This is a genomic window from Nocardioides sp. YIM B13467 (assembly GCF_042788075.1).
GTDB lineage: Bacteria > Actinomycetota > Actinomycetes > Propionibacteriales > Nocardioidaceae > Nocardioides.
This window is the reverse complement of the sequence record NZ_JBHZPJ010000046.1, coordinates 31,311-47,466: the sequence shown is the minus strand read 5'-3', so window position 1 is coordinate 47,466 and position 16,156 is coordinate 31,311. Positions and strand designations below refer to the sequence as shown.

Annotated in this window: 15 protein-coding genes and 2 pseudogenes; 10 read left to right on the top strand and 7 right to left on the bottom strand. The window is 69.4% G+C overall.

Going from position 1 to position 16,156, the window contains the following annotated elements; genetic code table 11:
• Positions 1-6: 6 nt before the first annotated feature.
• The 4 genes from ACFX43_RS07570 to ACFX43_RS07555 all read right to left on the bottom strand — a co-directional run bounded on the left by ACFX43_RS07570 (position 7) and on the right by ACFX43_RS07555 (position 5,267).
• The gene (locus tag ACFX43_RS07570; protein WP_378818969.1) at positions 7-2,214 is read right to left on the bottom strand and encodes a transglycosylase domain-containing protein; all 2,208 of its coding nucleotides are present in this window, start codon (positions 2,212-2,214) and stop codon (positions 7-9) included.
• A gap of 388 nt (positions 2,215-2,602) precedes the next feature.
• A complete protein-coding gene (locus tag ACFX43_RS07565) occupies positions 2,603-3,463 on the bottom strand; it encodes an alpha/beta fold hydrolase (RefSeq protein WP_378818966.1) in 861 nt (286 codons plus the stop codon).
• Positions 3,464-3,663: 200 nt separating this feature from the next.
• Positions 3,664-4,656 (bottom strand): NADP-dependent oxidoreductase, encoded by a 993-nt coding sequence (locus ACFX43_RS07560; protein ID WP_378818963.1) that lies wholly within the window; start codon positions 4,654-4,656, stop codon positions 3,664-3,666.
• Positions 4,653-5,267: a TetR/AcrR family transcriptional regulator gene (locus tag ACFX43_RS07555; RefSeq protein WP_378818960.1), complete on the bottom strand. Its 615-nt coding sequence runs from the start codon at positions 5,265-5,267 to the stop codon at positions 4,653-4,655. The genes ACFX43_RS07560 and ACFX43_RS07555 overlap by 4 nt, the downstream gene beginning before the upstream one ends.
• A gap of 226 nt (positions 5,268-5,493) precedes the next feature.
• On the opposite strand from ACFX43_RS07555, the pseudogene ACFX43_RS07550 reads away from it, so the two are divergent.
• The 4 genes and pseudogenes from ACFX43_RS07550 to ACFX43_RS07535 form a co-directional block, all read left to right on the top strand.
• Positions 5,494-6,294 (top strand): annotated as a pseudogene (locus ACFX43_RS07550) (hemolysin family protein); the annotation flags it as partial.
• 4 nt (positions 6,295-6,298) lie between these two features.
• Positions 6,299-6,376, top strand: coding sequence for a hypothetical protein (locus ACFX43_RS07545; RefSeq protein ID WP_378840784.1), 78 nt, complete (start codon positions 6,299-6,301; stop codon positions 6,374-6,376).
• A pseudogene (locus ACFX43_RS07540) lies at positions 6,343-6,477 on the top strand (hypothetical protein); the annotation flags it as partial. The gene ACFX43_RS07545 and the pseudogene ACFX43_RS07540, both read left to right, overlap by 34 nt.
• A 6-nt stretch (positions 6,478-6,483) precedes the next feature.
• Complete coding sequence (locus ACFX43_RS07535; protein WP_378840780.1) at positions 6,484-6,786, top strand: transporter associated domain-containing protein; 303 nt, start codon at positions 6,484-6,486, stop codon at positions 6,784-6,786.
• Here ACFX43_RS07535 and ACFX43_RS07530 read toward each other — a convergent pair.
• Complete coding sequence (locus ACFX43_RS07530) at positions 6,737-7,711, bottom strand: 2-hydroxyacid dehydrogenase (protein ID WP_378818958.1); 975 nt, start codon at positions 7,709-7,711, stop codon at positions 6,737-6,739. The genes ACFX43_RS07535 and ACFX43_RS07530 overlap by 50 nt on opposite strands.
• A 26-nt stretch (positions 7,712-7,737) precedes the next feature.
• On the bottom strand, positions 7,738-8,652 hold the full coding sequence (kdgD, locus tag ACFX43_RS07525; RefSeq protein WP_378818955.1) for a 5-dehydro-4-deoxyglucarate dehydratase: 915 nt from the start codon (positions 8,650-8,652) through the stop codon (positions 7,738-7,740).
• 212 nt (positions 8,653-8,864) lie between these two features.
• On the opposite strand from kdgD, the gene ACFX43_RS07520 reads away from it, so the two are divergent.
• Genes ACFX43_RS07520 through ACFX43_RS07495 form a run of 6 tightly spaced genes read left to right on the top strand, consistent with a single transcriptional unit; the run spans position 8,865 to position 15,109 of the window.
• A complete protein-coding gene (locus ACFX43_RS07520) occupies positions 8,865-10,418 on the top strand; it encodes an ABC transporter substrate-binding protein (RefSeq protein ID WP_378818952.1) in 1,554 nt (517 codons plus the stop codon).
• Between the two features lie 31 nt (positions 10,419-10,449).
• Positions 10,450-11,379 carry an ABC transporter permease gene (locus tag ACFX43_RS07515; protein WP_378818949.1) on the top strand — a complete coding sequence of 310 codons (930 nt, stop codon included), beginning with the start codon at positions 10,450-10,452 and terminating at the stop codon, positions 11,377-11,379.
• Between the two features lie 13 nt (positions 11,380-11,392).
• On the top strand, positions 11,393-12,370 hold the full coding sequence (locus tag ACFX43_RS07510) for an ABC transporter permease (RefSeq protein ID WP_378818946.1): 978 nt from the start codon (positions 11,393-11,395) through the stop codon (positions 12,368-12,370).
• A 44-nt stretch (positions 12,371-12,414) separates the two neighbouring features.
• Positions 12,415-13,374 carry an ABC transporter ATP-binding protein gene (locus tag ACFX43_RS07505; protein WP_378840772.1) on the top strand — a complete coding sequence of 320 codons (960 nt, stop codon included), beginning with the start codon at positions 12,415-12,417 and terminating at the stop codon, positions 13,372-13,374.
• Positions 13,371-14,384 (top strand): ABC transporter ATP-binding protein, encoded by a 1,014-nt coding sequence (locus tag ACFX43_RS07500; protein WP_378818943.1) that lies wholly within the window; start codon positions 13,371-13,373, stop codon positions 14,382-14,384. The genes ACFX43_RS07505 and ACFX43_RS07500 overlap by 4 nt, the downstream gene beginning before the upstream one ends.
• Complete coding sequence (locus ACFX43_RS07495; protein WP_378818940.1) at positions 14,384-15,109, top strand: sulfite exporter TauE/SafE family protein; 726 nt, start codon at positions 14,384-14,386, stop codon at positions 15,107-15,109. Before ACFX43_RS07500 ends, ACFX43_RS07495 begins: the two co-directional genes overlap by 1 nt.
• Here the strand turns inward: ACFX43_RS07495 and ACFX43_RS07490 are convergent.
• Positions 15,106-16,113: a 2-hydroxyacid dehydrogenase gene (locus ACFX43_RS07490; RefSeq protein ID WP_378818937.1), complete on the bottom strand. Its 1,008-nt coding sequence runs from the start codon at positions 16,111-16,113 to the stop codon at positions 15,106-15,108. The two genes, ACFX43_RS07495 and ACFX43_RS07490, sit on opposite strands and share 4 nt — an antisense overlap.
• Positions 16,114-16,156: the final 43 nt, after the last annotated feature.

The window sequence follows — 16,156 nt, the reverse complement described above, 5'->3', positions numbered from 1 at the left end:
CTCACCTCATGGACGGCCTTCCCAGGGCTTGCCGCCGCCTCCCCAGCCGCCCCCGCCGTCACCTTCGCAGGTGCCGAAGAACTCCGAGACCGGGTCGCACTTCTCCTTGTCCTTCTCCGGCGGGGCGGGCGGAGCGATCAGCTCCTCCTCGTGTCCGGTCTCGGGATCCTGGCCGTCGACGTAGACGGGTGCGGGGAAGTTCTCGACCTCCTTGCCCTCCATGGCCTTCGCCATGATGGCCGCCCAGGTCTCGGTGGGATAGTCGGCGCCGAAGTAGGACGGCATCCAGCCGCCGTCGAGCTTCCCCTCGCCGTTGCCGCGCGAGTAGCGCACGGCGGTGGCGATCTGCGGGGTGAACCCGACGAACCACGACGAGCAGACGTACTGCTCGTTGGTGCAGGTGCCGGTGCCGGTCTTGCCCGCCACCGGGCGGCCGATGCTCTGGGCCTTCTGGCCCGAGCCGCTCTGCACCACACCCTGCATCGCGTACGTCACGTCGGCGGCGATGTCCTCGGAGATCGCGTGCCGGGCGTTCTTCCGACCGTTCCAGCTGTAGAGGACGTTGCCGGCACGGTCGCGGACCTTCTTCACCACGTGTACGTCGTGGCGGTAGCCGCCGTTGGCGATCGTGGCGTAGGCGTTGGCCATGTTGATCGGGCTGACGTTGGCGCGGCCGAGGGCGATCCGGTCATCGGTCTTGTGGTCGAAGTCGGTCGTGGTGCTGGGGATCCCCGGGAACTTCGGGTCCGCCTTCGCCGGGGCGACCCCCGCGGCGACCGCGGTGTCGTAGATCGCCTTGCGGCCCTCCTCGGGCCCACCCATCGACTCGGTCATGTCGATGTAGGCCGTGTTCACCGACTGCTCCATCGCCTTGAGCATGGTGATGTGCTGGCCGTAGTCCATCCCGTCCGCGATCCCGGCCTGCTCACCCTCGTTGACGACCTCGGAGCCGGCGTAGGTCGTGAACGGCGAGTCACCCGCCCACGTCGAGTTCAGCGAGTAGCCCTTCGCGATCGCCGCCGCGGTGGCGAAGGCCTTCATCGTCGACCCGGCGTGACCACCGGTCGCGGCCCAGTTGTGCTGGCTGTCGAGGTAGTCCTGACCACCGTAGAAGCCGAGCAACGCACCGGAGGCGACGTCCACCGAGGCGGTCGCCACGTGCAGGGCGTTCTTCTGCTCGGGGTCGTCCTTGACGTACGCCCTGCGGTTCTTCGGCTTCACGGTCTTCGCCGCGGACGCCGACGCCTTCATCACCTTCGGCGAGAGGGTGGAGGTGATCCGAAGGCCGCCGCTGTCGATCTTCTCCTCGGTGAACAGCGGCTTGCCCTGGGCGTCGGTGAGGCCGAGCAGCTCGGCCTTGATCATGGTGAGCGCGTGGCCGCGCTGGCCGCCGAGCCGGCTCGGCACCGTCTTCGCGGGGAACTTCGGCAGCGCGTCCTTCACCTTGTCGGCGTCGGCCTGCTTCAGGTAGCCGAGGTCGACCATGCCGGAGAGGACGTACTGGTAGCGGCCGAGCAGCTTCTCCTCGCCACGGAAGGTGCTGCTGGCGGGGTCGAAGCCGGCGGGGTTGTTGAGGATGGCCGCGAGCGCCGCCGTCTCCTGCAGCGACAGGTCCTTGGTGGACTTCGCGAAGTAGGCCTTCGCGGCCGCCTCGATGCCGTAGGCGCCGCGGTTGAAGTAGATCGTGTTGAGGTAGTCGGTGAGGATCTGGTCCTTGCTCTTCTGCCTGGTCAGCTTCAGGGCGATGACCGCTTCCTTCAGCTTGCGCGAGTAGGAGCGCTCGGCGCTGAGGTAGTAGTTCTTGACGTACTGCTGGGTGATCGTGGAGGCGCCACCCGAGGTGCCCTCGGTGGTGTTGGAGAACGCGGCCCGCACGATGCCCCTCACGTCGACGCCGCTGTTCTCGTAGAACGTACGATCCTCCGCGGCCACCACGGCGTGCTTGACGGTCTCCGGGATCTCGTCGGCGTCGAGCTTGATCCGGTTCTGGTCGCCGTCCTGGTAGCGGCCGAGCTCGGTCTTGCCGTTGCCGTAGTAGACGAACGAGGTCTCGACCTCGAACGCGGCGTTGGGGTCCGGCACCTTGATCCGGTTGTAGGCCACGATCGCCGTCACCGACCCGATCAGCGCGATGGCCAAGAACCCGACCAGCGCCACCTTCGCGGTGACCTTCCCCCAACGTCGCCAACTCGTCTGCGTGGAGGTCCGGGGCATCGAACCCGTGGAGGTCGGCCTCCTGGCCGCGGCCCACTTCTCCGCCACCCAGGTCTTGGCGGGCTCAGCCTTCGCGAGCCAGGCACCGGCCGAGGCTGGCTTGGGGGCCGCACGACGTGCACCCGGCCTGCTGGGCGTGGCTCGGGGTGGCTCCGCCGCGACCCGAGGGGCGGGCGGAGGGGCGGGCGGAGGAGGCGGCCGCCAGGACGGCGGCGGACCGGTCGGACCCTTCGGAGGCTCGGCGCTCCGGTGTTCCATTGCTCCACCTGACCTAGGCAACTGACTGCGGCGGCCNCCCGGGCGGTGATCAGCCAACTCTGAGGTGACTCTTCCGTGCTGGTCCAAGGGGCATGCCCCTTGGACCCGCACGTCCGCACCGGTGCGGAGGTCAGTCGGTGAGGAAGTCGGCGGCGACCGGGGCGAACTTCTCGTGGAACTGGAAGATCCCGCCGTGACCGGAGTTGGGGTAGATGATCAGCTGGCTGCCCTTGATGCGGCGATGGAGGTCCTCGGAGAGAGCCGTGGGCACCATCCGGTCGTGGTCGCCGTTGGCGATCAGGGTCGGCAGGGTGAGCGCCGACAGGTCCGACGGGGCGGAGCGACCGTACTTCTGGATCGCCTTCAGCTGGGTCCGCAGCGCCTTGATGCTGGCGGGCCGGTCGCGGTCGACGGTGCGTTCCTGGAGCCGCTTGATGAACGCTTTCGCGGCCGACTTTCCGGTCGCGTCTCGGTTGAAGAAGAGGAACTCCTTGGGGTCCGACCTGGTCAGCGTCGCCCGGAGGATGTCCCGGTAGGTGACTCCGGCGACCTTCTCGATGTCCTTGCCGCCGCGCGGCCCGGTGCCGGTCAGCACGAGCCTGCGGACCAGGTCGGGGTGCTCGAGGATCAGGTCCTGGGCGATCATGCCGCCCATCGAGAAGGAGAAGATGTCGATCTTCTCGAGACCGAGCGCGGTGATGAACTCGTAGGCGTGCTCGGCGGCTTCCTCGATGGTGCCGGGGACTTCTCCGGTCGAGGCGCCGACGCCGCGCTGGTCGAAGGTGATGACGTGTCGTTTCGCGGCGATGGGGTCGATGATGCGGGGGTCCCAGTTGTCCAGGGTCGCGGCGAGGTGGACGAAGAAGACGACGGGGATGCCGCCCTTGGGGCCGAGCTCGCGGTAGGCGTACGTCACGTCGCCGACGGTGACGGAGCGGGTCGGGGCCTGCTCGTAGGTGGTGATGACGGGCTCGTTGCTGGTGGTGTTCATCGGGATCCTGTTCAGTACTTGGTTGACGAAGGCGAGCAATGTGTCGCTGACGGTTGTCGGGGTGGCGTGACGTGAGCGCGTGGTCCACGTCTGTTCACGACATCGTGAGATCACCCGCGCGCTTCTGCATGCGGTCCATGACCTTGCGGTTGCCGGTCAGGCGCGACACGTACGGCTCACGGTGTGTGGGACTCCGCGGCTCATCGGGTGACCACGATCTTGCCCTTGGCCTTGCCCTGGTCGAGGTACGTCATCGCGTCGATCGTGTCGGCGAAGGGAAAGGTGCGGTCGAGGACCGGCCGGAGCGTGCCGTCCTCGTAGAGCGCGGTGAGGGTCTTGAGTTGGGTGCCGTTCGCTTCCATGAGGAGGAACGAGTAGCGCACGCCGAGCTTCTTGGCGCGGGAGCGGATCTTGCGGCTCATCAGCGCCAGGACAGGCTTGAGGAGTGGCTGGCCCAGCTTGGCCGCGAAGTCGGGGTCGGGTGGTCCGACCACGCTGATGGCCAGGCCGCCCGGCTTCAAGACGGTCAGCGACTTCTCGAGGCTCGCGGTCCCGAGGGAGTCGAGCACGACGTCGTAACCGGACAGGACCTCGGCGAAGTCGGTGCTGGTGTAGTCGACGACCTCGTCGGCGCCCAGCGCGCGAACCCTCTCGATGTCCTTGGTGCCGGCGGTGGTGGCGACGCGGGCGCCGAGGTGCTTGGCGACCTGGATGGCGGTGGACCCGAGGCCGCCTGCACCGGCGTGGACCAGGACCTTCTGGCCGGGCCTGACGTGGGCCCGGTCGACCATGGCCTGCCATGCGGTGAGCGCGACCAGGGGTACGGCGGCAGCTTCCTCGAACGACAACGACGTCGGCTTGAGGGCGATGTCGTCGGCGTCGATGGCGATCTGCTCGGCGAAGGTGCCGATGCGCAGGTCGCGCGGCCGGGCGTAGATCTCGTCGCCGACCTGGAAGTCACGGACCTCCGATCCGACCTGGGTGATCACGCCGGCGACGTCGTGGCCGAGGGTGAAAGGCGGCTTGTACTTCAGCAGCTGTTTGAACTCCCCGTCGCGGACCTTGTTGTCGAGCGGGTTGATGCTCGCGGCGCGTACGTCGACCAGGACGTCGCGCGGTCCGACCGTCGGCGCCGGGACATCGGCTGCCTCGACTCCGTCGGGGCCGTAGTGGGTGACGACGAAGGCTTTCACGGTGACTCCTGGATGGGTGTTGTCGCGGGGCCTGAACGGGCTCCCGCGGTGGTCATGGCTTGGGTATAGGCCGCGGCGAGGATGCGGTCGGACAAGTCGGTGTCGGTGACGGCGCGAGCCAGCTGCAGGGAGCCGACCAGGAGCGTGAAGATGCCGATCGCACGCTCGTCGGTCTGCTGGGCGTCGCCCTCGTCGAGGTGGCGCGAGATCGCCTCGATCATCGAGCGGGCGCCCTCGGTGTAGGCGTCTCGGGTGCTTTCGCCGCAGCGCCCGATCTCGTCCAGAAGGGCGGCTGACGGGCAGCCGTCGGCGAGATTGTCGCGGTGGGCCGGGGAGAGGTACTCGCGGAGGTAGGCATCGAGCGACGCGGGGCCGGCGGGCAGCGCGTCGACGACGGCGACCTGGTCGGCGAGTTGCTGGGCCACGACCGAGGCGACCAGATCGTCCTTGGAATCGAAGTGACCGTAGAAGGCTCCGTTGGTCAGTCCGGCGTCGGCGACCAGGGTCGCGATGCCGGAGCCGTCGATGCCGTCGCTCTTGAACCGGCGGCCCGCGGTCTCGATCATCCGGCGCCGTGTCGCTTCCTTGTGTTCGGGGCTGTATCTCGCCATGAGGTGAGTCTCCTTCCAGGGTGCCAGTGGTTTTATATTACGGTCATACTATTATGAACGTACTGCAATCCACAAAATCGAGAGTCCCTGGCCACGCTTGGTGATCTGCTCGTCCGTCCGTCCGGCCCACGCCTGCCCAACGGCAGGCCTGTAGATTCATCTCTGTGAAGAGGCCTCGAAGTTCCTACCGCTCACCTGGATTCACATCGGACGGTGAGCGGGCCTGATGGACAGCCAGACGTTCCTCAGCCTCGGGCTGGTGCTGGTGTTCGTGCTGGTCGGCGGCGTCTTCGCCGCGACCGAGCTGGCGCTGGTGTCGCTGCGTGAGAGCCAGCTGACCGCGCTCGAGCGCAAGGGCGCACGTGGAGCACGGGTGGCGGAGGTGGCCCGCGACCCCAACCGCTTCCTGGCCGCGGTGCAGATCGGCGTGACCGTCGCCGGCTTCCTCTCCGCGGCCTACGGCGGGTCGGCGATCGCCCCGGACGTCGCGCCCTACCTCGAGCGACTCGGCCTGACCGAGGCGCTCGCCGAGACCACGGCGCTGATCGTGCTGACCCTGTTCATCGCCTATCTCTCCCTGGTGCTGGGAGAGCTCGTGCCCAAGCGACTGGCATTGCAGAAGGCCGCCGGCATCTCGCTGGCCGTCGCGCCCGTGCTGGACCGGTTCGCCACCGTGATGCGGCCGGTGATCTGGCTGCTCTCGGTCTCCACCGACGCCGTCGTACGGCTGCTCGGTGGTGACCCCAAGGCCTCCGCCGAGCAGGTCTCGGAGGAGGAGCTGCGCGAGATGGTCTCCACCAACCGAGACCTCGAGGAGGAGGAGCGCCGGATCCTGCGTGACGTGTTCGCCACCACCGAGACGACACTGAGGGAGGTGATGCGTCCGCGCGGCGACGTCACCTTCATGCCCGCCTCGATGCCGCTTCCCGCGGCAGCCGAGACCGTGCGTGACCTGCCCTACTCCCGCTACCCGGTGACCGGCGAGGGCTTCGACGACATCCTCGGTTTCCTGCACGTGCGCGACCTGCTCGGTGTCGTCGCGACGGACGAGCGCACGATCCGGGACATCTGCCGACCGGTGCTCTCGCTGCCGGGGAGCAAGCGGGTGATCCCGTCGGTCGCCACGATGCGCGAGGGCGGCACCCATCTGGCGATGGTCGTGGACGAGTACGGCGGCACCGACGGAATCGTGACCCTCGAGGATCTCGTCGAGGAGATGATCGGCGACATCCGTGACGAGTACGACCACGGCGAGGCTCGCATCCGCGACCATGGTGACCTGTCCCGGATCGATGGCGCGATGACGATCGAGGACTTCGCGGACACCACCGGCATCGAGCTCGAGGACGGCGCCTACGAGACCGTAGCGGGCTATCTCATCGCTCGGCTGGGGCACATCCCGCAGGTCGGGGAGGTGCTGGCGCTCCGGGACGGCACCCTGGAGGTGACCGCCCGGAACGGCAACCGCATCACCGAGATCGCGCTGCGCCCCGAGGCGTCACCTCCGGCACCGGAGTGAGGACGGTGCCGTCGGCGAGCCAGCGGTCGAGGTTGTCGAGGGTCAGCTGCTCCATGGCGGCACGCGTCTCGACGGTGCCGCTGGCCAGGTGGGGGAGGAGCACCACGTTGTCGAGGTCCATCAGCTCCGCGGGGACCGCGGGCTCCTCGGTGTAGACGTCAAGGCCGGCGCCGGCGATGCCACCCTCGAGGAGCAGCTCGACCAGCGCGTCCTGGTCGACCACGGAGCCACGCGCGATGTTGATCAGGTAGCCCTCGGGCCCGAGCGCCTCGAGCACCTTGCGGTCGACGAGGTGCTGCGTACCGCTGCCGCCGGAGGTGGCGAGGACCAGGATGTCGACGTCGGCGGCGAGCTGCGCGGGCGAGGCGGCGTAGGTGTAGGGGGAGCCGGGGACCTCACGGCGGGAGTGGTAGGAGATCGGGCAGCCGAACGCCTCGAACCGGGTCGCGATGGCCTGGCCGATCCGGCCCAGACCCAGGATCCCGACCCGCTTGCCCGAGACCTTACGAGCCAGAGGGTAGGTGACGACCTCGGGCCAGTCGCCGCGGCGTACGAACCGGTCGGCCGCGCTGAGCCGGCGCAGGGTGTCGATGGTGAGACCGATCGCGGTGTCGGCTACGCAGTCGGTCAGCACGTCGGGGGTGTTGGAGACCAGTACGCCACGTGCGGCCGCGGTCTCGACGTCGGTGGTGTCGTAGCCGACCCCGAAGTTGACGACGGCGCCGAGCCCGGGCAGCTGCGCCATCAGCTCGGCCGGTACGCCGGTGCGCCCGGTGGTCACCACGGCGCCGATCGAGGTCCCGTGCTCGGCGAGGAAAGCGGCGCGGCTGTCGTCGTCGGGCAGCACCAGGGCGTCGTAGCGGTCGGTGAGGGTGGCGGCCAGCGACGGCTTGAGCGGTCCTACCTGGAGGATTCGGCGGGTCACGGTTTCTCCTGTCGATCGGGTGGCCGTCAGATGACGGTCTTGACGAGGGTGGTCAGCTCAGCCAACTCGTCCTCGGTGAGGTCGGTCAGTGGGGGACGTACGGGACCGGCCGGCCGGCCGGCCGCGGTGAGACCGGCCTTGACGATCGAGACGCCGTAGCCGGCTCCACGGTCGCGGATCGCGATGTAGGGAACCACGAAGTCGCGGAGCCGGGCGAGCACATCCTCGCGGTCGCGGTTGCGGACGGCGGCGTAGAACTCGACCGCCCACTGCGGCGCGAAGTTGAAGATCGCCGAGGAGTAGGTGCTGACGCCGAGCTCCAGGTAGGGCAGGGCGTACGTCTCGGCGGTGGGCAGGCCTCCGACGTAGAGCAGGCGGTCGCCGAGGCGCGCGTTGAGGGTGGCGAGCAGGTCGATGTCGCAGACCCCGTCCTTGAAGCCGATGAGGTTCGGGAACTCCTCGGCGAGACGGACGATGGTGTCGGCGTCGTAGCGGGCATTGGCGCGGTGGTAGACGATCACGCCGAGCGAGGTCGCGGCGCAGACGCGGGCGACGTGCTCGTACAGGCCGCGACCCGGCAGCTCGGTGAGGTAGGGCGGCAGCAGCAGGATGCCGTCGGCGCCGTCCGCCTCGGCGCGCTGCGCCATCGCGACGGTCTGTGAGGTGCCGTAGCCGGCCGCGCCCATCACCGGGGTGCCGTCCCCGACCTCCTCGACGGTGGCCCGCAGGACCCGGGACACCTCGTCGTGGGTCAGGGAGAAGAACTCACCGGTGCCGCCCGCGGCGAAGAGGCCGGCGACGTCGAAGCCGTCGAGGTGTTGCAGATGGGCGCGGTAGCCGTCCTCGTCGAAGGCGTGGTCGGCGGTCGCGTGCGTCACCGGGAACGACAGCAGGCCGGCGCCGAGGGCGTCACGGAGCTCGGTGGGGGAGTAGCGGCCCATGGGGTCTCCTCAAGGGTTTCGACGACGTCGGAGATCCCGAGGCTAGGTAGCGGAAGCGATACGCGTCCAACATCGTGACGGCATCGCTCGATGCCTCATGAGCATTGCCTGACGTGCTTGACGTCACACAAAACTCGCTCGTACGGTTCATCCACGAATGACAACGACGTCCACATATGTAGATGTCGCCGATCGACTGGAGGAACAGTCGCATGAACTTTCGTCCCTCGCTGCGGTCCCGCTTCGGACTCGCAAGCGCCTCGCTCATGGCTGTCTCGCTCACCCTCTCGGCGTGTGGCGTCGCCAACTCCGACAGTGCCGGCGCCGCCGGTGACACGGTCCGGATCGTGCTTCCGCAGGAGCCGCCGACCCTCGAACCGTGCGATGCCAACCTGACCTCGACGGGCGTCGTCGTACGCTCCAACATCACCGAGCCGCTGGTCGAGCGTGACCCCGCCTCCGGCGAGCTCCAGCCGCTGCTCGCCACCGAGTGGGAGCAGACCGAGCCGACCAAGTGGACCTTCACGCTGCGTGAGGGCGTGAAGTTCTCCGACGGCTCCGCCTTCGACGCCGAGGCCGCCGCGCACTCCATCGACCGCGCGGTCAACGGCACCTTCGGCTGCAACGTCGAGGGGTACGTCTTCGGTGACGACGAGCTCCAGGCCGAGGCCGTCGACGCCACCCACCTCGAGGTGACCACCGCAGAGGCCGACCCGATCCTTCCGCTGCGCCTCTCCTTCATCGAGGTCGTGCCCGCGTCGACGAGCGACACCGCCAAGGTGCGCGAGCCGATCGGCACCGGCCCCTACAAGATCGAGGACTGGCAGAACGGCACCAAGCTGACCCTCGCGGTCAACGACACCTACTGGGGCGACGCCCCTGCCTACAAGTTGGCGGAGTACCAGTGGCGTGAGGAGGGCAGCGTGCGCGCCGCGATGATCACCAACAACGAGGCCGACATCGCCACCGGGCTCGCGCCCGAGGACCTCTCCGGCGACGCCGCGGTCCGCTACCCGAACAACGAGACGACCGCGCTGCGCTCGACCGGTACGTACGCTCCGCTCGACGACATCCGGGTGCGCCAGGCGATCAACTACGCGATCGACCGCGAGTCCATCGTCGACAGCCTCTTCGAGGGCTACGCCGAGGTCGCCTCCCAGCTGGTGCCCGAGGGCGTCGTGGGCCACAACCCGGACTTGGAGGCGTGGCCGTACGACCCGGAGAAGGCGAAGTCGCTCATCGCCGAGGCGAAGGCCGACGGCGTGCCGACCGACACCAAGATCCGGCTGATCTCCCGCAACGGCCTCTTCCCCAAGGTCGGCGAGACCGTCGAGGTCGTCCAGAAGGCGCTCGAGGACATCGGTCTCAACGTCTCCATCGAGATGATGGACACGGCCGCGTCGGTCGAGTACCAGTCCCGCCCGTTCCCCGAGAACACCGGGCCGTACATCATCCTGGTCCAGCATGGCAACCAGGCCGGTGACGCCCAGTTCTCCGTCGACCAGTACATGCTCAGCGACGGCGCCCAGTCGACGTTCGGCACCCCGGAGTTCGACGCCCAGATCGGGGCCGCCGACAAGGCCGAGGGTGATGACCGCCAGGCCGCGTTCGCCGGGATCTTCGCCGACGAGCCGGAGAAGGTCTCGCAGTTCGCCTACATCGCACACATGACCGGCATCATCGGCGAGTCGGACAACGTCGAGTACGAGCCCAACTCGGCTACCGGCGACGAGATGCGCGTGACCGAGATGAAGCCGGCCAAGTGATCCCGGCCGCGACTCACCCAGGAGGTCATCGATGGTGACGTTCCTCCGCAAGCGAGCCCTCACCTCGCTGCTGCCGCTCGTCGTGGTGCTGCTCGGAGTGTTCTTCCTGGCCCGCCTCACCGGCGACCCGGCCAGCCTGTACCTGCCGGAGAACGCCACCGAGGCCCAGAAGGAGACCTTCCGCGCGGTCAACGGCCTCGACCTGCCGGTCTGGCAGCAGCTGGTCGACTACCTCCAGGGCATCCTTCGCCTCGACTTCGGCACCTCGCTGAGCACGGGTGAGTCCGCGGCCGCGATGGCGTTGCGGGCCTTCCCCGCGACGCTCCAGCTGGCGATCACCACGATGCTGATCGCGGTCGTCCTCGCCGTCGTGATCGGCTCGTGGGCGGCGTACCGTCCGAACTCGCTGGCCGACCGGTTCGCGTCGTTCCTGTCGATGACGGCCGCGAGCGTCCCCGACTTCTGGCTCGCCATCATGGGGGTCTGGGTCTTCGCCGTGATGCTCGGGGTGCTGCCGACCTCGGGTGTCGACGCCGGGCCGCTCTCCTGGGTCCTGCCGATCGCGACCCTGCTGCTGCGCCCCGTCGGCGTGCTCACCCAGGTGGTGCGGGGCGCGATGGTGGCGGCCCTGTCCGCGCCGTACGTCCGGCTGGCACGCAGCAAGGGTGCCGACAGCCGTCGGGTCGTCGCTCACCACGCCCTGCGCAACGCCGCCGCCCCGGCGCTGACCGTGGCCGGCGACCTGGCGGTCGGGCTGGTCAACGGTGCCGTGGTCGTGGAGTCGATCTTCGGCTGGCCCGGCATCGGCAAGCTGATGATCGACTCGATCACCGGTCGCGACTTCGCCATCCTGCAGGCGGCCGTGCTGCTCACCGCGGTGACGATCTTCCTGCTCAACATCGCCATCGACATCTGCTACGCCCTGCTCGACGCCCGTGTGCGCGACAAGGCGATGGTGTGAGAGAGGAGAACCGATGAGCTCCACCACCACCGACTCCGTTGAAGCCCCGAGCCGCTCCGGCAGGGTGAGCTACTGGCGGATGCTGCTGCGCGACAAGGTCGCGACCGTGGCCGCCGTGATCCTCTGCCTCATCCTGCTCGTGGCGGTCTTCGGGCCGGTCCTGCTCGGCAGCGAGGCCAACGCCCAGGATCTGACCCGAGGCAACAAGGCGCCGCTCGAGCTCGACGGCTGGCTCTACGTCCTCGGCACGGACTCGCTCGGGCGCAGCATCCTGGCCCGGATCATCGTCGCGACCCGGACGACCCTCGGCGTGGCCATCCCGGCGGTGCTGATCTCGCTGGTCGTGGGCTCGGTGATCGGCATGTGGGCCGGCTACCACCGCGGCTGGCGCGAGACCCTCGTGATGCGGATCGCCGATGTGATCCTGAGCTTCCCGTCGCTGCTGATGGCGGTCGTCGTCCTCTACGTCTACTCGCCCAGCCCCCGCAACATCGTCATCGTGCTGGCGATCACCCGCATCCCGATCTACCTGCGCACCGCACGGGCCGAGTCGGCCGAGCTGCAGAGCCGGGTCTTCGTCGACGCGGCCCGTACGTTCGGCGCCGGGAGCTTCAGCATCATCCGCCGTCACGTCTTCCCGATCGTGCTGCCGACGCTGCTGACGGTCGCCACGCTCGACTTCTGCTACGTCATGCTCGCCGAGTCGTCGCTGAGCTTCCTCGGCATCGGCATCCAGGCACCCGACGTCAGCTGGGGTCTGATGGTCGCCCAGGGGCAGAACTACCTGCAGACCGCATGGTGGCTCTCGTTCTTCCCGGGCCTGGCCATCGTGATCGCGACGGTGTCCGCCGCCGTGCTCGCCGCGTGGGTGCGGCTGGCCACCGATCCCGCTCAGCGGTGGCGGCTCACCGTCCCGCGGCGGCAGCGTCGCCGCGCCACCCCGACCGTCACCCCCACCGTCACCCCGACCGCTACGGAGGACGCCCAGTGACCAGCACTCTGACCGAGAAGGCCATCGCCCTCGACGTCGACGGCATGAGCGTCGACATCCGCACGCCCCACGGTGTCGTCCGAGCCGTCGACAAGGTGACCTTCCAAGCGCGCCGGGGCGAGACCCTCGCGCTGCTCGGGGAGTCGGGCTGCGGCAAGTCGATGACCGCCACCGCGGTCGTCGGCCTGCTGGAGCCGGTCGCCGACGTGACCGAGGGTGCCGTTCGTATCACCGGTGACGGTGGCACCACCGACCTGCGGACCGCCTCGGCGAGGCGCCGGCGCGACATCGCCGGCAAGGAGCTGGCGATCGTCTTCCAGGACGCCCTCACCGCGCTCAACCCCGTCTACACCGTGGGTACGCAGCTGGCCGAGCCGTTCCGGATCCACCGTGGCCTGTCCAAGAAGGCCGCCCGCAAGGAGGCCATCGAGCTGATGCGCCGGGTCGGCATCCCCGAGCCGGAGACCCGGATCGACTCCTACCCGCACCAGTTCTCCGGCGGCATGCGGCAGCGGCTGCTGATCGCGATCGGCGTGGCACTGTCGCCGGCCGTGCTGCTCGCCGACGAGCCGACCACCGCGCTCGACGTCACGGTCCAGGCCCAGATCATGAGTCTGCTCAAGGACCTGCGCGAGGAGCGCGACATGGCGGTCGTGCTGATCACCCACGACCTCGCTCTGGTCTTCGAGCAGGCCGACCGGGTGGTGGTGATGTACGCCGGCAACGTGGTCGAGCAGGGCCTGGTCGAGGAGGTCTTCGGCTCCCCGAAGCACCCCTACACCGCCGGCCTGCTGGAGTCGGTGCCTGTGCACGCCGAGCGCGGTGCGGAGCTCAAGTCGATCGGCGGTTCGCCGCCCGAGCTGGCCGCGATCCCGGCCGGCTGCGTCTACCAGGACCGCTGCCCGATCGCGCGCGACCGCTGCCGCGAGGAGCGGCCCGTGGCCCGTGAGGTCGCCCCCGGCCACCTTTCCGCCTGCCACTTCCCCGACGAGGTGAACCGATGAGCTCCGCACCGCTTCTCGAGGTCCGCGACCTCACCAAGATCTTCCCGGTACGCCACGCCGGAAAGCGCAAGGAGCTGCGAGCGCTCGACGGCGTGACCCTCGACCTGCACCGGGGCGAGACCCTCGGCCTGGTGGGAGAGTCCGGCTGCGGCAAGTCCACGCTGGCCCGCACGCTGCTCATGCTGGAGACCCCCGACGGCGGCTCCGTACGCTTCGACGGGGTCGACCCGACGACGACCAAGGGCGCCGACCTGCTGGCGTTCCGGCGCCGGGTGCAGATGGTGTTCCAGGACCCCTTCGCATCGCTCAACGCCAGGATGTCGGCGGGCGACATCGTCAGCGAGCCGTGGCGTACCCACACCGGTCTCCACAAGACCTCGCGTGAGCGGGCGGCGCGGGTGCGCGAGCTGCTGGACCTGGTCGGGCTGCGGCCCGGCGACGCCGGGAAGTATCCGCAGGAGTTCTCCGGCGGCCAGCGGCAGCGTCTCGGCATCGCCCGCGCGCTCGCGCTCAACCCCGACGTGATCGTCTGCGACGAACCGGTCTCCGCGCTCGACCTGTCGGTGCAGGCACAGGTGCTGAACCTGCTCAACGACCTGCAGCAGGAGCTCGGGGTGGCGTACCTGTTCATCTCGCACGACCTGTCGGTGGTGCGGCACGTCGCCGACCGGGTCGTGGTGATGTACCTGGGCCGGATCGTCGAGCAGGGCGAGACCGAGTCGACGTTCGAGCGGCCCCAGCACCCCTACACCGGGGCGCTCCTGTCGGCGGCGCCCTCGCTCGACCACGAGCGCCGGCGCGAGCAGATCATCCTGTCCGGCGAGATCCCCTCGCCGCTCAACCCGCCGTCCGGCTGCCGGTTCCGGACCCGCTGCTGGAAGGCGACCGACGAGTGCGCCACCGCGCTCCCGCCGCTCGCCGTCGACCCGGTCGACGGCGGTCACACCGCTGAGTGCTTCCATCCACTGGGGGCGGAGGAGCAGGAGATGGCCGCGGCCCAGGCGGGCTGATGGGACTCTCGCTCGGATCCTTCGCGCTCATCGCCATCGCCGTCGTCCTGGCCTCGGCGCTCCAGGCGTCCATCGGCTTCGGCATGGGCATGCTCGCCGCCCCGGTCGTCGCCCTGGTCGATCCGGGGCTGCTGCCCGGAACGCTGGTGATGCTCGCCTTCGTGGTCACGGTGATGGTCGTCGTCACCGAACGACAGCACATCGACCTCGGTGGCACCGGGTGGGCGCTGTTCGGCCGGGTGCCCGGGACGATCGCGGGAGCGCTGCTCGTCGCGGCGCTGCCCGAACGGGGCCTCGCCCTGCTGCTGGCCGGCGTCGTGCTGGTCGGAGTCGCCCTCAACTCGCTGGGCTGGCAGCCGCGACCGGTACGCCGCAACCTCGTCACCGCGGGCGCGGCCTCGGGACTGCTCGGCACCGCCACCTCGATCGGCGGCCCGCCGATGGCGCTGGTCTGGCAGCAGAAGCACGGTGCGGTGCTGCGCAGCTCGATGAGCACGTTCTTCCTCGTCGGCTCGGTGCTGTCGTTCCTCGCGCTGGCCGCCACCGGGTCCGTCGACCAGCGCACCCTGCTGGTCACCGCGGCGCTCGTGCCGGCTCCGTTCGTCGGATGGGGGCTGTCGCTGTTGCTCAACCGGGTGATGTCGCCGGTGCGGTTGCGGCGTACGGCGATCGCGGTGTCGATCTTCGGTGCCGTCGTGCTGGTGGTCGACCAGCTCCTCGGCTAGCTCCTGGTCACCGGGTTGCGCAGCGGCCGGCCGTCGGCGAGCGCGTCGACGTTGTCGGTGATGTCCTGCGCGCGGCCGGCGAACACCTCGGCGGTGTGTCCTGACTGGTGCGGGGTCAGCACGACGTTCGGCAGTTCCGTGAAGTCGAGGTGCGAGGGCGGCGGAGCGTCGGGGTCGCGGGGGTTGCGCCACCACACGTCGATGCCGGCCCCGGCGATCGTGCCGGCGGTGAGCGCGTCGTGGAGCGCCTGCTCGTCGACCACGGCGCCGCGGGCGACGTTGACCAGCACGGCGCTGGGCCGCATCGCGGCGAGGGCGGCGGCATCGATGAGCCCGCGGGTCGCATCGCTCAGCGGCACGGTCACGACGACCACGTCGGAGGTGGCCAGCAGGTCGTGCAGGGCGGAGTCGGGCCCGACCCAGTCCAGCTCGACGCCCTCGGGCAGCGGGGCGTCGGGGTTGCGGCGTACGGCTCGGACCCTCATCCCCATCGCGGAGCCGAGCCGGGCGACGCTGGAGCCGATCTCGCCGAAGCCGACGATGCCCAGGGTACGGCCGGCCAGCACGCCGCCGAAGGGGTAGTCGCCGGAGACGATCGCGTTGCTCCACACGCCGCGGCGCATGTCGGCCTCGGACCGGAGAACGCCGCGCAGCAGCATCATCGACACCATCATCACGTGCTCGGCGATGGAGCGGCCGTGGTGGTAGGTGTTGGCCAGACGTACGTCGCCGGGCAGCGCCGCGAGCGGGATCCGGTCCACGCCGGCACCGGTCACGTGCACCAGCCGGAGCCGGGGCATCGTGGCCAGCAGCTCCGGCGTCGTCGAGGAGCAGACCAGCACGTCGGCGGCCGCGGCGGCCTCGGCGAGCCGGGGGTCGTCTCCCCAGGCGAACGTCCACTCGTGCGGTGAGGCGCCCTTCCGGGTCAGCACGTCGGTGAACCGGGCCATGATCGGCTCGGTCACCAGCACGTTCAACGGCGTGGTGGGAGAGGCGGAGGGCACGTCCGCGATTGTGTCATGCGTCTACATCCGTGGACAAGGTTCG

What these genes read in the sequence shown, in the direction of transcription:
- ACFX43_RS07570 (WP_378818969.1), bottom strand. Translation starts at nt 2,214, where the DNA reads ATGCCCCGGACCTCCACGCAGACGAGTTGGCGACGTTGGGGGAAGGTC.
- ACFX43_RS07565 (WP_378818966.1), bottom strand. Translation starts at nt 3,463, where the DNA reads ATGAACACCACCAGCAACGAGCCCGTCATCACCACCTACGAGCAGGCC.
- ACFX43_RS07555 (WP_378818960.1), bottom strand. Translation starts at nt 5,267, where the DNA reads ATGGCGAGATACAGCCCCGAACACAAGGAAGCGACACGGCGCCGGATG.
- ACFX43_RS07535 (WP_378840780.1), top strand. Translation starts at nt 6,484, where the DNA reads ATGATCGGCGACATCCGTGACGAGTACGACCACGGCGAGGCTCGCATC.
- kdgD (WP_378818955.1), bottom strand. Translation starts at nt 8,652, where the DNA reads ATGGGCCGCTACTCCCCCACCGAGCTCCGTGACGCCCTCGGCGCCGGC.
- ACFX43_RS07520 (WP_378818952.1), top strand. Translation starts at nt 8,865, where the DNA reads ATGAACTTTCGTCCCTCGCTGCGGTCCCGCTTCGGACTCGCAAGCGCC.
- ACFX43_RS07515 (WP_378818949.1), top strand. Translation starts at nt 10,450, where the DNA reads ATGGTGACGTTCCTCCGCAAGCGAGCCCTCACCTCGCTGCTGCCGCTC.
- ACFX43_RS07510 (WP_378818946.1), top strand. Translation starts at nt 11,393, where the DNA reads ATGAGCTCCACCACCACCGACTCCGTTGAAGCCCCGAGCCGCTCCGGC.
- ACFX43_RS07505 (WP_378840772.1), top strand. Translation starts at nt 12,415, where the DNA reads ATGAGCGTCGACATCCGCACGCCCCACGGTGTCGTCCGAGCCGTCGAC.
- ACFX43_RS07500 (WP_378818943.1), top strand. Translation starts at nt 13,371, where the DNA reads ATGAGCTCCGCACCGCTTCTCGAGGTCCGCGACCTCACCAAGATCTTC.
- ACFX43_RS07495 (WP_378818940.1), top strand. Translation starts at nt 14,384, where the DNA reads ATGGGACTCTCGCTCGGATCCTTCGCGCTCATCGCCATCGCCGTCGTC.